Origin of the sequence: Mesorhizobium sp. Cs1321R2N1, assembly GCF_037179725.1 — a bacterium.
GTDB classification, from domain to species: Bacteria; Pseudomonadota; Alphaproteobacteria; order Rhizobiales; family Rhizobiaceae; genus Mesorhizobium; species Mesorhizobium salmacidum.
Window position 1 is genome coordinate 1 of the sequence record NZ_JAPYKP010000060.1, and the last position, 14689, is coordinate 14689.

A 14689-nucleotide genomic window follows, 5' to 3' on the forward strand; every position below is an offset into this window, starting at 1 on the left:
GCCACCTGGACGCAACGGGTAAAGTGATCAGGCTGACATAGGGGTTCTGCCTTGTGCTCCGCTTGCACCTACGGCGACAGAGTTCGCCGATATTGAGACCTCGGACCGACGCCCCGGCTTGATGCGCCCCAATGGCGCCGAGAAAAATCTCGCCGAACTCCTTGAGCTTGGCGGTGGACCTGGGCTTCCCGTCACCATCGATACCGATACCGTCAGGCTGGTGACTAAGCCGCCGAGGCCGAAGGCGCCACTGATGGACAAGGCTACATAGAAGCCGCCATCAAGCGGGACGTCTTACCCGCCTGGAAATAGCCCGCAATAGGTCGGCTTCGTTCGTGATCCCGGCATCGAAAACCTGGAACACTTCCCTAGCCAAGGACTCCCGCTGTTCCCTGTCTTTTTTGGCTAGACGGCGCTCGCTACACAGCCGACCGAACACCCGCTGGAGCTTATCCAGATCAGCGGGCCAGTAGACACCACTGTTGCTCGACCAAGGCATTGCCGCCGCCCTCAGCGCGGCTTTGATAAGACACCGTTGAGGCAGCAGGAACCCGCTCCACAACTCTACACGGACCGGGTTCCTATTCCCATTCCCGACCACAGCGCGGGCTCAGGCAAGCGCTGCTGCGGCCAATGGAATTGCTGAAAGGATGTTGCCTGCCGCGGCGGGAACGCAAGTAAGTCTTCCGGATAGCATAACCGCCGAATGGAGGAACTCCTCGGCACGAAGAGTTGCCGACTCCTTGACCGCGCCGTCCTATTCCGGACAGCGCGGTCAAACCACCCTGACTGCGCAGGCGGCTCCGGCAAATCCCAGCCCCCGCCCACTGTGGGGGCAGCTATGCTCATAAGCTTACGGGCCTATCTAGACAGGCCAGGGTCGTGATGCAGGATCGCGTCGATGGAGACTGTCCACCTCTTCCCCCCGCGATCCTTGCCGTCCTTAGGCCATGATCCTTCTTGGCAACGGCCATCTATCTTCCCCACCGGTCGAGCGGCTGCTTGGACAGCGAGACCAGTTCGGCTTCGTCGGTCACGCCAGTTCACGGGAAATCGACAACTGGGCCGGCAATCATTTAAGTCCCCGAAGCCCCCCGCCTACTGAGCGTCGACGATCTCTTTCAGCCTCCCTCCCTACATGTCGGGTGTCACTGTCCGCAGCCGCGAAGGTCGGAATTGCGTAAGGGCGAGGAACAAACGCCAAGCCGCCATGTTCGGGCTACGGCACTCTACTATTTCCATCTGGACGACAACGACACTATCTTCCCGGATGATGATGGATCGATTGTGAAGGCCTCGCCATTGAACACGAGGCGATCAAAGCTCTAGCAGAGATAATGGGAGAGAGATTGCCTGACGGCGATTGCCGCCAGCTAGCCATTATCGTGCGAGATGAGGGCGGGGATTTGGTGGGGGCGAGCATCAAGTTTGAGATCGAGGCGAAACGTCCCCGCACGGCGCATCTCGCCAGACAGTCGCGCCTGAAGGACATTAACTGAGTTTGCAGTCGCTCCCTTGAAGCCCCGCCTTTGGCCGTCATATTCCCGTATTCCAGATAACGACAGCCAACGCCCTTCCATCTTCGCCCTCGACGCCCTGCGCGAGGCTTTTATGAAGTCTGTTTGCGAAAACAATGTCTCGCCTTCCGAATGGGGCGAACCTGCCAAACGGTTCATTCAGGGGCTTGCGGATCACAAGCTTACGGAGGCAGCGGTTAGCCAGATCACCGGAGCGCCGGACGATACCCAGCCATAAGTCCGCAACGGACAGATCCCACTTGATCTAACGATTGGGCAGCCACAGGTTCCGTTCCGCAAGGTGGCGGCGCGCGTCGAAGTGGCGGAAGCCAGCGGCGAATGGTTCGTCCGCGTCATCGAGAATGACCAAGAACTTACCCGATCATTTGAACTGGAATCATTCCCGCTGTCCTATGCGGAAGCCCAGCGGATACGGCTAGGATTGCGTAGGATCACTCGGATATAGGAATTAACAAAGCTTAACAAAGCCCCGGCGCTCGGGTCTGCGCCGGGGCCTAGTTGGGCCTCAGCGTCGCGCGATCAACAGGCAGAGCTGGCGCAGGTCGCGGTCATAAGTGCCCGCGCTGCTCAGGACGTTTGCACAACAGTTTCTCTGGTGAGCGAGAGCGAGGTTAGTTCTGAAGAAGACTTCCGAAGCCTTAAGCGGTACTTAAAATGATTTGGACTGGTGCCGGCCGCTGAGAGGCCGCTCAAGCAAGCTGCCAAAAACCAACCGGTGTGGCAACGTCCCGCTCCCGCCGCCCCATTCACGGCAGCGGCGGGCGTCCCTAGGGATGAACCAAGGGCCGGCCCGGGGCGGGTGACCCAGGCTGCTAGGGGGATGCAATATCGGTGCCGAGGGCCCTGTGCCGCCATGAAGCACCAACGAAAAAGCCGGCCTGAGGAATTGCCCGCCGCATGCTCAACATGCCGTGCCAGACGGGTCAATTTCGATGCGAAAAAGCCCGCCACCTTTCGGCAGCGGGGAAGTTTTGGAGTGTGCTGGGATCAACCAGCATAGGTCAACGAGTGGCGGCGGCGTTGGTTGCGAAGGGATTGACCACATAAAGGGCGAAGCTATGTCCTGAACTGTCGTGTTCTGGAGGCGGTCGTGCATGCCCTCTCGCCTCATCTTGGAATACCTTGCCATTGGGATCATGATCGTATTCGCGTTATTGGTCATGGCCGGAGTTAATGATGTGATCCCTTCTCAGCATGGGCCCACCGACCCCACAGCACGCCGCCCCATTCACGGCAGCGGCCGGCTCCCTAGGATGTAAAGCACTAGCCCGGGGGCGCCGGGGATCCGGGCTGAGGCCAGGAAGCAATCAGGACTGTGCCGCCGTGGAACATCAAACGAAAAAGCCCGCCGGCGGGAGCCAGCGGGCTTTGAGACGTGTCCGGCCGGCGTGCTGCCGAGCCGCGAGATGGTCAACGCCCTCTACGGGCCGCAACCGATCCACGAGGCCGAGGCGCTGGCGAAGGCAATCATTGAGGCCGTCGAGAAGCGAGATGAGATGGGGGACGGGTAGTGTATGCCTGCTCTGTCAAACCGCGTTCAAAATGCACTAGGGCCTCGTCGTGCGGTAGAGGCTCTCGACTTGCTTCGTCGGTCTCGCTCCCTAGTGGCCTCATTCCTTGCCTTGTCCCTCGTGAGCAGCGTGGCTGACTTGCCCTGCTCGCGGCGCTGGGTGCCAATGATGTCCATCCCCGCCTAAGAACTGAGGCTCGCGGGTGTGGCTTTTCAGCTACATACAAATTTTGCCGTTGATTCGATAACAGGCGCTTCGGCTAGGGGATTACTATGAAAGCTCTGTTGCTCGCTTCCTTGATTTCGCTTTCGTTCAGCGCATCGGCCTTATCGGCCGATCTCATTACGGCTCCCGTCGATACCACGGAATGGACTTGGCAAGGGCCATACGCGGGCGTGTTTGGCGCGGGAACGCTGGAACATTACAAGATCAGTGAACCGACTATCGGTGCCAGCGCTACGCACAGCGTCGGTTCGGCAACGATTGGTGGATTTGCTGGCTATAATTTCCAGTTGGGCAAGGTTGTCTACGGCATTGAAGGCGAGCTTGGCTACCGCTTCAAGAAGAACACGTTTGACGACATTCCCGGCCCCGGCACACTAGACGCTTCAACTGGCTTGTTCGGCTCGTTGAAGGGACGCGTCGGGATGGACATGGGAGCTTATATGCCGTTTGTCACGGCCGGCGTCACTGCTGCAAAGCTGAAAACGTTCTTTCCGGGTGGGGACGCGGAGCGCGCTGCAACTGTGGTGGGTGGTCTCGTAGGCGCCGGCATCGATGTGGCGCTGACCCATAAGGTATTCCTTCGCGGCGAGTACGATTTCTCCTTCTTCGGTAAGAAGTCGCTCGAATATTGTGGCGGTGGATGTACCCTCGACCATACCCTTCAGACACATGATTTCCGCGTCGGCATCGCCATAAAATTCTAATTGTTCGCGCATCGGCGGTGGCGCCAAACTTCAGTTTGGTTGATGACGAAGAGCGAGCCATCAAGCTATCGCGGATCATCCAGCGGCAGGTCGACTGGGAACTGCGATGGCGCACGCTCCGGAGAGGTCGCCGCCGAATTGGGCCGACGCAAGACTAGGCATCACTTGACGAAGCCTTTGGACGGCCTGGGGTCATGGCCAAGGGCATCAATATCGGCGATGAGGTCGCGATAACCGCAACCGTCCGGCGGCGGGTAACTGAGGACCGCGTGAGCGTTTCCATCGCTTCTTATGGACAGCCGCATTCGATTGGCGATCAAACAACGAAGGTCAGAAGCGGCAGCACATCGAGATGATTGGCAGCGTCACCCAAATCCCGGGCGGGACCTGCACTTCGCATAATGTCTTCGGTTCCACATGCGCCTCCTTTACTACTCTATCCAGAGGAGGGGCGGCTCGGGTTCCACAAACAAGAAGGCCCGCTGCCTCGGGGAGCGCAGCGGGCCCTTGGCGCTCGGAGTTGAGGGGTCATCTCCATGCTGAGCGGAACAATCCGCAGATAAGAGTTTGGTTCCGATGAATGCTCCCGATTCACCCTGATCTGCACTAAGGTCCAAGAACCTCCGACCCGGCAATGTTTCTGGCCTCCAAAAAAGATGCCCACCGGGCCGAAGCCAATGGGGAAACTGGAGATGACGTGCATGTGACTACGTGGGATTGCCGGTGCTATCTGATGGTAGAGCAGCACGCCGAGAGCGCCACCAGGCCGCGTTCGCGCCCCAAATGATAAGTTAGATCCATTCGATGACGGGTCGCGTAATCATCAGCCAGAATATCGCGGTCACGGCTGCGAATGCTGGGAAGCCGAAGATAAACCACACCCGGAACAGCCGACTGTAGCGCTCAGGTGGAGGCTCGCCGGATGCTGCTGCCTCTGCCGCCAGATTGCGCATCGCTATTTGCATCCAGACGACTGGAAGCCAGAACAGACCGGTGACGATGTAGAGCAGAATCGACAGGGCAACCCAGCCCTCCCAAAGCGAATAGCCGGCTTGCCAGGCGAGCGCGACCCCCGTCACAGGCTGCGCGACAACGGCCGTGGCCGTGAACACGAAATCCGCAATGACGACGATCCGGGCTACTGCGGCAATCGTCGCAGCATTGCCTGTCCGGTGCGCAAGCAGCATGAAGAATGCGATACCAGCGCCCGTGCCGAGTAGGATGGCGGCCCCGATGATGTGGAGGAACTTCAGCAGGAAATAGACCATCAGCGCTCCGCCAGGACCGCTAGCGCGACGAAGTGCACGACGAGGATTGGCAGGATCTTCATCAGCGGACCGAGCGGCTCGTTCCAAAGTCCCGGACGCAAGATCGTGCCCGAAACCCCATAGAACAACGAGATCCCGATCGCTGCCCAAAGTCCCAGCCGGGCAGTTGGTCGCCAGGCAATCAGCGTGCCCACCGCAATGTCGGCAAGCGCGCCGGCCACCACTGTCGGCTCGGCCAGTGCGCTGACTGCCGTATTGCTCAGAAGTTCGACACCGCTACGCCACCCGGTGGTAAGCGAGATGATGCCAGTCATAATCCAGAAAAAAGGAAGCACGACGAAAATGGCTGGCTTGACGAAATAGAGGCGAGCAAACCATCGTTCCTGTACCGTCGCGGGGTTGGTCGCAAGTGTGCTCGACAGGCTCGACGGCTGGAGCCCGGTCATCCTCATCCACGGCTGAGGGTCGCCCGTCGCACCTCGCGTGATCTCCTTCGCGGCGTTGGTCCGCATCGGTGGCCGCCATCCGAGCGCGCCTGCCAGATCGCCCAAGCGGTAGAGCACCCTGGAAGCCGCGCCCGGAATGACAAATTCTCGAGCTTTTCTCCAGCCGAACCAGCGACGATAATGGTCGATGACCTCGCTCATCAAGAGTGCCTCGGGCCCGGCCAGTTCCACCGCCACACGGGAAGGACTGTCGGGGCGCAGAAAAAATTCGACCGTGGACACGACGTCTTCGAGTTGGACGACCTGGAGGCGCCCGGTATTCGGCATCACCGGGAGAAGTGGTAAAGCGGCCAACCCGCGAAACAGTGCGCTCGCTCCATAGGCGGGTCGTCCGAGTACGACAGCCGGCCGCAGTATGACCCAGTCAAGATCAAGAGCCATTAGCGCTTCATCCCCCGCTAGCTTGCTGGACGAAAACGGGGAGAGCTGTAGGCGGTCCACCCCAATTGCAGAGAAATGGATGACCTTCGTGACCCCTGTTTGCGCACATGCCTTGAACAACGCCGCTGCCGCGCTCTGGTGAACCGCGCGTGGGCTATCATGCAGTCCTTTTTGCAGGACGCCGACGCAGTTGACGACGGCATCGACACCTGACAAATGGCGATGCCAGTCTGCGGGATCCAAGGTCTTCGCGACGTCCAACACAATCTCGCGGCTCCCTGAAAAACAGCGCGATCCGCTGCGCCGAACAACACGATAGACCTCCTGTCCTTCCTGGCTAAGCCGCGCGCATACCGCAGCACCAATGAGACCAGTTGCGCCCGCTACCAAGACTTTCATCGCATGAAACCTGGCATGGAGATCAGGCCGCAATGCGCATTGCTTGGTGGCTAAACCCCAACATAGCTGACGAGGGGGCGGCTATCAGGGTCGTTCGAAACTCGAAGGAGTGTTCCAAGCTTTCCTCACTTTTGGCGCAACCGCACCCCGCTGCTAACCAACAACGTCTCTTGCGTTCAGTTCCGCCGGGAAATTGGGTAGCGCCTGGAAGGAGTGGTCGACCAGCCGGGCATACACGATCGCAGGACCGTGGAAGCCTTCTTCGCTTGTCCATATCGACGCTGACCAGCAGAGTCCGATAGATTGCCAACGGCGGTCCATATCCAACCAGCCATGGCTTGGCTGTTTGACCAGGGCGGCAGCCGGTCCTAGGCGAGAGGGGCAATTGGCTAGAGGAGATTACGTCGATGACGAAAGTTCGCGCCCTTGTCCTTGAACGTCAGCACCAACTCAGGCTGCGTGATATCGATCTGCCGCAGACAGTGGGCCCTGGCGAGGTTCGTATCAAGATCGATACGGTAGGTGTCTGTGGGTCCGACGTGCATTACTACACCCATGGGCGCATCGGCCCGTTCGTGGTCCAAGCGCCGATCGTCTTGGGCCACGAAGCCGCTGGCACCATCGTGGAAACAGGCGAAGGCGTCGAGCATCTGAAGATCGGCGACCGCGTCTGCATGGAACCAGGCATCCCGGATCCCAATTCGCGGGCGAGCCGGCTCGGCCTCTACAACATCGACCCGGCGGTCAGGTTCTGGGCGACGCCGCCGATTCATGGCGTATTAACAGCCCATGTCGTTCACCCCGGCAACTACACCTTCAAATTGCCCGACAATGTCAGCTTCGCCGAAGGCGCCATGGTCGAGCCCTTCGCCGTAGGCATGCAGGCTGCGGCCAAGGCCAAGATCGCGCCGGGTGACACAGCGGTGGTGCTTGGGGCAGGGCCGATCGGCACGATGGTGGCGATTGCCGCCCTTGCCGGCGGCTGTGCCCGCGCCATCGTCGCAGACCTCGCTCAACCCAAGCTCGACATCGCCAAAAGCTTCAAGGGTGTGGTCCCGGTCAACATCCGCGACAAGAACCTAGGGGCGGAGGTGAAACGGCTGACCGCCGGCTGGGGCGCCGACGTGGTCTTCGAATGCTCCGGGTCGCCCAAAGCATGGGAGACGTTGCTCGATCTGCCGCGACCCGGCGGCGCCGTGGTGGTGGTCGGCCTACCGGTGGCGCCGGTGGCGTTCGACATCGCTACGGCCTCGACCAAGGAAATCCGCATCGAGACGGTCTTCCGCTATGCCCACCAATATGACAGAGCGATCGCGCTGATGGCATCGGGTAGGGTCGACCTCAAGCCACTGATTTCGGCAACCTTTCCCTTCGAAGATTCCATCGCGGCTTTCGACCGCGCGGTCGAAGGCCGGCCGGCGGACGTGAAGCTGCAGATCAGACTGCCGGATTAAGGCGAACGCCGGGCTAACAGATTTGGCCCGCCTCAACTCTCCTTGATGCGTCCATGCCTGGTGAACTGGTCGACTATTGGTAGTTCCCCGTCTCCATTGCGATGACCACCATGTCGGTGATCGCAGTTGCAACTGGCTCAACGCAGCGATGACCCGATGCAGACGGTCTCCTGCTTCCGTCGCGTTCCAGAAAACAGTCCATGTCCGGCTGTGATGGACGGCGTGCGACGGCAGCGCCCGCCGACATGGATCTGACTTGACAAGTCAACACGCGTCCCACACGCTGCCTTAACAAAAGGCACAACAAACTTACAAAAGTTCAAGTTTGCACGATCTGGCCGATAGGGAGAAAGGCCAATGCATCTCTCTCACCAAGCGGAGATTTGCCCGTGAGCACGGCAACCTTCACGCAGGAGAGGTCCAGCTGGGCCCTACCCCGGTTCATGACGGCCGATCATCCTTTTCCCTGGCTCGCGCCAATCACGGTGATGCTTCTGGTTTTCGGCATCTATCCTCTCGCCTATTCGGTCTGGCTGTCGTTTCACAAACGCAATGTCGTTTCCCGGCAGCTTGATTTCGCCGGAGTGCACCAATGGGCGCGCGCATTCTCGGATACGCGTATGTGGCACTCTTTGGAAACGACGCTGATTTACACCTTCGTCGCACTGGCCGTTCAGCTTGCACTCGGCATCCTCATTGCGCTTCTGCTTGATACCGATCGCAAGGGCTATGGGATACTTCGGGCGCTGATGACGCTGCCGCTGGTCGTGCCGCCTGCCGTGACAGGAATGATGTTCTTGCTGATGCAGGACGGCTCTTTCGGTGTCCTGTCGTTCTACCTCTACGCCCTCGACCTGATCTCGCCGGCGCAGCCGATCCTGACGCAGCCGGTTACCGCATTGCTGGCGATCCTGCTGGCAGACATATGGCAATGGACGCCCTTCATGGTGCTCATCATCCTGGCAGGCCTGCGCGCGCTGCCGAAAGAACCTTTCGAAGCCGCAGCGATCGACGGGGCCAACGGCATCCAGACATTCTTGCGGCTTACACTGCCGATGCTGCGCAAGGTGATAGCGGTCGCCGTACTGATCCGCGGCGTCGATCTCTTCCGCATCTATGACTACGTCTACATCATCACTGCCGGCGGGCCAGGCACGGCTACCGAAACGCTTTCATTCTATGCCGGCCGCATCTACTTCACCGGAGACTTCCCCTACGCCGCGACCCTGTCGCTGATTGTGCTGGTTGTGCTGATCGCCGTGTCCAACGTCTTTGTCAGGCTTTTCAAGGTGAGGTTCTGATGGAGCCGTCCCGCGTCCAGATGATCACCCGCGACGTGCTCGCCGTGTTGGTGGTGGCGATCTTCATGTTCCCGATCGCCTGGTGGGCTCTGTCCTCCGTCAAACCCTACTCCGCGATCTTCGAACGCAGCGGACCGGTCTACACCGGTTTCACGCCGACGCCGGACAATTACCGCGTGACGTTGCTTGGCGTCTCGCGCGTCGACATAGGCATGGAACAGGGCGGCGAGGCGGCGGGGGTGATCAAGGGGGGCGCCAGTTCCTACGATTCCCGCCAGTCGCTTCTCGACAGCGCGATCATAGCTGTCGGCTCGACGGCACTGACGCTGTTGCTGGCGACACTGGCCGCATATTGTCTGTCACGAATGCAGTTCAGGGGCCAGCAGTCTTTCCTTTTTTGGATCCTCTCGCAGCGCTTCATGCCGCCAATCGCGATCGTCATACCGGTCGTTTTCATGTTCCGGGATCTCGGATTGCGCGACACCTATACGGGGCTGATCCTCGTTCACAGTTTGATCAACCTGCCGCTGGCCGTCTTGCTTTTGAAGTCGTTCTTCGACGATGTCCCGCGCGAGGTCGACGAGGCGGCACTGATTGACGGCGCTACGCGCTGGCAGACGTTTCGACGTGTGGTCGTTCCCATGGTCAAAGGTGGCATCGCCGCGACAGCTGTGCTGTGTTTCATCTTTTCATGGACCGAGTTCCTGCTCTCTCTGTTCCTGACAACGTCGATCCGCACTGTGCCGGTGAAGATTTCGACTTTTGTCACCTCGACCGCGACCGAGTGGGGCTACATCACAGCACTTGGCACGTCCGCGATCATACCCAGCTTCATCTTTATCCTACTGGTTCAACGGCATCTGGTCCGGGGCCTCACCCTCGGATCGCTGAAGGAGTGAGGCCCAAACGAGAAGCATTAAACAAATCGCAAAGGAGGAACGATCATGAGCTTCAGAGAACACGACAAGAAGACATTCGTCGCCGATACCTGCAATGACTTTACGGCGAACCGAATGACCAAACGCGACTTCATGAGGAAGATGGCGCTGGCTGGCGTTGGCTTTTCTGCCTTTGGCTCGGCCATGCTGGGCGGCGGCCGCTCCAATCGCCCCGGGCTGGGCCTGGGGGTCGAAGAAGCCCGCGCCCAGGACACGGATATGCTGAAGTGGCTGGCCGATGTCGGCAAACCCTATGCCGGCACGAAAATCCGTTACACTTCGGAAGCGACGCCGCCAACGATCGTCGCCAACCAGCTCGTCGCTGGTGAGTTCACCAAGGCGACCGGCATTGAGGTCGAGGTCGAGATCGTCCCGCTGGAACAGGTTCTCGCCAAGGCTACGCAGGACGTACAGGGCCAGCTGGGCACCTATGACGTCTACTATCTCGACCAGTCTTGGATGGCGACGTTTGCTCAGGATGTCATCGATCCGCGCGAATACTACGGCCAGAACAAAGAACTGGCGATGCCAGATTTCGACTGGGACGATTTCTCCAAGCCGCTTGTCGATGGCATCGCCATGTATAATGGCAAACAATGCGGTATTCCCTTCGATATCCCGATCTTCATCCTGATGTATCGGAAAGACCTTTTCGACAAACACAATATCGCGTTGCCGACAGACCTCGACGCCTATCTCAAGGCCGTGCAGGCTCTCACAGAGGCGGAAAAGGGCAATGGCATCTTTGGCACCGCCTGCCAGGCCAAGTCCGGCCATTATTCGCTCGAATGCGACTGGACCTTCGCACTGTGGGGGCATGGCGGCTCGATCTTCAACAAGGACAAGAAGTTTGTCGGCAACGACGAGCGCGGGGTGGCCGGGCTAAAATTCTACCAGGAGCTGGTCAAGAACTCGCCGCCCTCCGCGACGACATGGACCTGGGATGGTCAGGGGCAGGCCCTGACACAGGGACAGGCCGCCATGGCAATCACCTGGGGCGAGGATTTCCCCGGCTTCGATGCCAACGATTCCAAGGTCAAAGGACTGTTCGAGGCTCTGCCGGCGCCCAAGGAGGTCCCCGGCCGTCGCGCCGTCGCCGATTGCGGCTTCAATGAAATCCCGGCCGTCGGCCACCAGGGCGGTTCCACGATCTCGCTGTCGCAATATTCCAAGAACAAGGAAGCAGCATGGCTGTTCATGCAGTGGGTCTGCTCGAAGGACGTGATGGCACGGGTGTCGACGCTGGGCGGCGGCGCCTCGCCGATGCGCAATTCCTCCTTCACCGACCCTCGGGTCAAGGCGAAAGCCGTTGTTGGACCGGGTACCACACGCCATTTCGACGCGATCAAATACACCATCGACAACCAAATGGGATCGGAGCCGGACATGCCGATTTGGGCAGATTTGTCGAACAATGACATCCCGGTTGAGCTCGGCAAGCTGCTAACGGGCCAAGACTATGGCGGCGACGCCAAGGCATGCCTGGATGCCATTGCCGGTATTGTCGACGGCAAGGTCAAGGATGCCGGCCTTTAGCGTGATACTCCAGTGATTTCGGCGACGGGCGGTTTCGACCGCCCTCGCCCCTTTGGCAAAATGGTGGCAATGGTTCCGGATCTCGTCATCGGCATTGATTCCTCGACCTCGGCGACCAAGGCGATTGCCTGGGACCGCAACGGTCGCGCCGTGGCGGAGGGCCGTGCGTCGATAGCAATGTCCAACCCTCGTTCCGGGTATTTCGAGCAGGATCCAGCCGAGTGGTGGGCCTCGACGGTTACAGCGCTCCGCACCGTGACGGCAACAGTTTCGCCGGCACGCATTGCCGGCCTTGCCATTTCCAACCAGCGCGAAAGCTTCGGCCTTTTCGATGAGCAGGGGGAAGCGATCGGGCCCGCAACTCTCTGGCTCGATGAGCGTGCCCGCCACAAGGCACGCCGTTTCGGCGAGTTCTTCGGCGCGGCACGCATCCATGCCATATCCGGCAAGCCGCTGGACGTCATCCCGTGCCTCTATCGCATGATCTGGTTCCGCGAGGAGCAGCCCGAAATCTTTGCCCGGGTGCAGCGAATGGCCGAGGTGCATGGCTACCTGGTCTTTCGCTTGAGCGGCCGGTGGGTAACGTCGACCGCCTCCGCAGACCCAATGGGCGTGCTCGATATGCGAGCCATGGACTGGTCCAACGAGATACTGGACGCGGCCGGAGTCCCACGGCCAATGATGCTGGATCTGGCGCGGCCTGGCACCATCTTGGGCCAATTGACCCCGCAAGCCGCCATGCTGACGGGCTTGCGGGAGGGCACGCCGATCGTCGCTGGCGGCGGCGACGGTCAGTGCGCCGGCACGGGCTCTGGTGTCTTACAGGCGGGCTGCGCCTACATAAACCTCGGCACGGCGGTCGTCTCCGGCAGCTTCGGCATCGACTACGTCCATGACCCGGCCTTCCGCACCGAGACGGCGGTCGCCGAGGATGGATATATCTACGAAACGTGCCTTCGCGCCGGCACTTTTCTCATCGACTGGATGACGCGTGAAATGCTTGGCGCCGATCTTGGTGGGTCCAGGGGCTCCCTGCAGACACTTGAGGCCGAGGCCGCCGCCAGCCCGATCGGAGCAGGCGGGATAATGCTCCTGCCCTATTGGCAGGGCGTCATGGATCCGCACTGGGACAGCGCCGCCCGCGGTGTAATTGCCGGGCTTTCCGGCTCGAGCCGCCGGGGCGACCTTTACCGCGCCGTGCTGGAAGGAATAGCGCTGCACCAAGCCGCGACAAGTCAGCGGGCCGCTGCCGCGGCTGCTCAGAACATCGACCGTTTCATCGCGATCGGCGGAGGAGCGAAGTCCGACCTGTGGATGCAGATTCTGGCGGATGCACTCAATTGTCCCATAAAACGTTCTACGACCGTGGAAGCCTCCTCGCTCGGAGCGGCAATGGCCGCGGCAAAGGGGGTGGGCTGGTTTTCCACGATCGCAGAAGCCTCTCTCACGATGGCCGCCGAACCCGCCAGGTCCTTCGAACCCGATGCGGACCGTGCCGGCCGCTATGCCGAACTTCTTGCGATTCACGCCGATCTTTGGCCAACGCTTTCCGCTTGGAACCAGCGACTCGCGGCTTTCGTGGAGGCTGACCATGGCTGAAACGATCAACTGGAACGCCTTGATCGAGGATGTTGTCGCAGGACGCTGGAAGGATCCCAACACAGGCGCGGCCGCCGACCTGCCGTTCCAAACGATCGAATTGCTGGAGACAACCGAGGGTCGCGAGGCGGATCTCGTTGCACCTCTGACGTTGGGCAGCCGCATCGCAGTAGTGTCCGACGTCAACACCGTCGAAGTGATGGGTCGGCGCGTCGCGAAGGGGCTGCGTGCCATCGCCGATGTCGACGAAATCGTGCTGCCTCCAGATCTCGCCTGCGACGAGGCGACGATCCAGATGGTCAGAGAGAGGACGCGTCACTCCGACGGGGTCGTGGCCGTGGGATCCGGCGTCCTCAACGACAGCTGCAAGCATGCAACCTTCCTCGACGACCGGCCTTATGCCGTCTTCGGCACGGCAGCGTCGATGAATGGCTACGGCGCCTCGACAGCGTCGGTGACCTTGGCGTCAGGGCTCAAAATCTCGCTGCCCTCGCACGCTCCGCGCGGCATCTTCCTGGATCTTGGCGTTTCGGCCGCAGCGCCGACCTGGCTCAGCGCCGCCGGACTTGGCGACAGCCTTTGCCGTTCCACCGCGCAGATCGATTGGTGGGCCTCGCATCGGCTGTTCGGCACCTACTATTCCGACGTGCCCTACTTGCTGCAGGCGGGCGATGAGGAACCCATGCTGGCCCATGCGTCTGGCCTTGCCAGGCATGACATCACCGCAGTCGGGCACCTCCAGCGAGTCTTGACGCTATGCTCGATGGGCGTCTGCTTCGCCGGCGTTTCACATCCCGGCTCCATGGGAGAGCACCAAATCTCCCACTGGATCGACATGTTCGCGCGAGAGCATCATCCCGGTACCACTCACGGTCAGCAGGTTGGGGTTGCCTCGCTGGTCATGGCGCGTCTGCAAGCCAGGCTGATGGACACGGAAGAGCCGCCGCAGGCAAGGCCGACCCTTGTCGATGAGACCGCGATGCTGGCCCGCTATGGGGCGCAACTTGGACCACTTTGCATTGCGGAGATGAAGAAGACAGCACTCGATCACAGCCAGACGGAAGCCTTCAACCGCAAACTTTGGGAAATCTGGCCGGCTCTGCGCCGGGAGCTTCGTCCGATGGCAACGCCGGTTGCCCGCATGGAGGAGGCGCTCAAGGCTGCGGGAGGGCCGCTCACCGGAGCAGAATTAGGTCTACCGCGACAGCTTTGGCACGACGCCATTCGCTACTCGCGAGAAATCCGTGGCCGCTGGTCCTTTGTTAATCTGGCCGCCGATGCGGGGCTCCTTGAAGAGTTCCTGGAGAGCGAATGGTGAACCGTATTGGA

11 protein-coding genes are annotated in these 14689 nt (G+C 60.4%); 9 read left to right on the plus strand and 2 right to left on the minus strand.

The window, feature by feature from the left end; all coding sequences use genetic code 11:
• The first annotated feature begins 1301 nt into the window (after positions 1-1301).
• The 3 genes from O7A61_RS16810 (at position 1302) to O7A61_RS16820 (ending at position 4334) form a co-directional block, all read left to right on the plus strand.
• Positions 1302-1499 (plus strand): DUF6894 family protein, encoded by a 198-nt coding sequence (locus tag O7A61_RS16810; protein ID WP_442921084.1) that lies wholly within the window; start codon positions 1302-1304, stop codon positions 1497-1499.
• A 1822-nt stretch (positions 1500-3321) separates the two neighbouring features.
• Positions 3322-3978 carry an outer membrane protein gene (locus tag O7A61_RS16815; RefSeq protein ID WP_337130758.1) on the plus strand — a complete coding sequence of 219 codons (657 nt, stop codon included), beginning with the start codon at positions 3322-3324 and terminating at the stop codon, positions 3976-3978.
• A 194-nt stretch (positions 3979-4172) separates the two neighbouring features.
• Positions 4173-4334, plus strand: a complete 162-nt coding sequence (locus O7A61_RS16820; RefSeq protein ID WP_337130759.1) for a hypothetical protein — start codon at positions 4173-4175, stop codon at positions 4332-4334.
• 435 nt (positions 4335-4769) lie between these two features.
• On the opposite strand, the gene O7A61_RS16825 is transcribed toward O7A61_RS16820, so the two are convergent.
• Positions 4770-5246: a DUF2269 family protein gene (locus O7A61_RS16825; protein ID WP_337130760.1), complete on the minus strand. Its 477-nt coding sequence runs from the start codon at positions 5244-5246 to the stop codon at positions 4770-4772.
• Positions 5246-6532: an SDR family oxidoreductase gene (locus tag O7A61_RS16830; RefSeq protein WP_337130761.1), complete on the minus strand. Its 1287-nt coding sequence runs from the start codon at positions 6530-6532 to the stop codon at positions 5246-5248. Before O7A61_RS16830 ends, O7A61_RS16825 begins: the two co-directional genes overlap by 1 nt.
• Positions 6533-6939: 407 nt before the next feature.
• Here O7A61_RS16830 and O7A61_RS16835 point away from each other — a divergent pair, with 407 nt between their 5' ends.
• The 6 genes from O7A61_RS16835 (at position 6940) to O7A61_RS16860 (ending at position 14678) form a co-directional block, all read left to right on the plus strand.
• On the plus strand, positions 6940-7986 hold the full coding sequence (locus O7A61_RS16835; RefSeq protein WP_337130762.1) for an NAD(P)-dependent alcohol dehydrogenase: 1047 nt from the start codon (positions 6940-6942) through the stop codon (positions 7984-7986).
• 389 nt (positions 7987-8375) lie between these two features.
• A complete protein-coding gene (locus tag O7A61_RS16840) occupies positions 8376-9287 on the plus strand; it encodes a carbohydrate ABC transporter permease (protein ID WP_337130763.1) in 912 nt (303 codons plus the stop codon).
• Entirely contained in the window at positions 9287-10186 is a 900-nt protein-coding gene (locus O7A61_RS16845) for a carbohydrate ABC transporter permease (protein WP_337130764.1), read from the plus strand. Before O7A61_RS16840 ends, O7A61_RS16845 begins: the two co-directional genes overlap by 1 nt.
• A gap of 45 nt (positions 10187-10231) precedes the next feature.
• Positions 10232-11761, plus strand: a complete 1530-nt coding sequence (locus tag O7A61_RS16850) for an ABC transporter substrate-binding protein (protein WP_337130765.1) — start codon at positions 10232-10234, stop codon at positions 11759-11761.
• A 69-nt stretch (positions 11762-11830) separates the two neighbouring features.
• Positions 11831-13360: a xylulokinase gene (locus tag O7A61_RS16855; protein WP_337130787.1), complete on the plus strand. Its 1530-nt coding sequence runs from the start codon at positions 11831-11833 to the stop codon at positions 13358-13360.
• The gene (locus O7A61_RS16860; protein WP_337130766.1) at positions 13353-14678 is read left to right on the plus strand and encodes an iron-containing alcohol dehydrogenase; all 1326 of its coding nucleotides are present in this window, start codon (positions 13353-13355) and stop codon (positions 14676-14678) included. The genes O7A61_RS16855 and O7A61_RS16860 overlap by 8 nt, the downstream gene beginning before the upstream one ends.
• The last annotated feature ends 11 nt before the right edge of the window (positions 14679-14689 follow it).

Excerpts from the sequence above, each read along its gene's own strand:
- O7A61_RS16850 (WP_337130765.1), top strand. The coding sequence starts at position 10,232 with ATGAGCTTCAGAGAACACGACAAGAAGACATTCGTCGCCGATACCTGC.
- O7A61_RS16825 (WP_337130760.1), bottom strand. The coding sequence starts at position 5,246 with ATGGTCTATTTCCTGCTGAAGTTCCTCCACATCATCGGGGCCGCCATC.
- O7A61_RS16860 (WP_337130766.1), top strand. The coding sequence starts at position 13,353 with ATGGCTGAAACGATCAACTGGAACGCCTTGATCGAGGATGTTGTCGCA.
- O7A61_RS16820 (WP_337130759.1), top strand. The coding sequence starts at position 4,173 with ATGGCCAAGGGCATCAATATCGGCGATGAGGTCGCGATAACCGCAACC.
- O7A61_RS16830 (WP_337130761.1), bottom strand. The coding sequence starts at position 6,532 with ATGAAAGTCTTGGTAGCGGGCGCAACTGGTCTCATTGGTGCTGCGGTA.
- O7A61_RS16815 (WP_337130758.1), top strand. The coding sequence starts at position 3,322 with ATGAAAGCTCTGTTGCTCGCTTCCTTGATTTCGCTTTCGTTCAGCGCA.
- O7A61_RS16835 (WP_337130762.1), top strand. The coding sequence starts at position 6,940 with ATGACGAAAGTTCGCGCCCTTGTCCTTGAACGTCAGCACCAACTCAGG.
- O7A61_RS16855 (WP_337130787.1), top strand. The coding sequence starts at position 11,831 with ATGGTTCCGGATCTCGTCATCGGCATTGATTCCTCGACCTCGGCGACC.
- O7A61_RS16845 (WP_337130764.1), top strand. The coding sequence starts at position 9,287 with ATGGAGCCGTCCCGCGTCCAGATGATCACCCGCGACGTGCTCGCCGTG.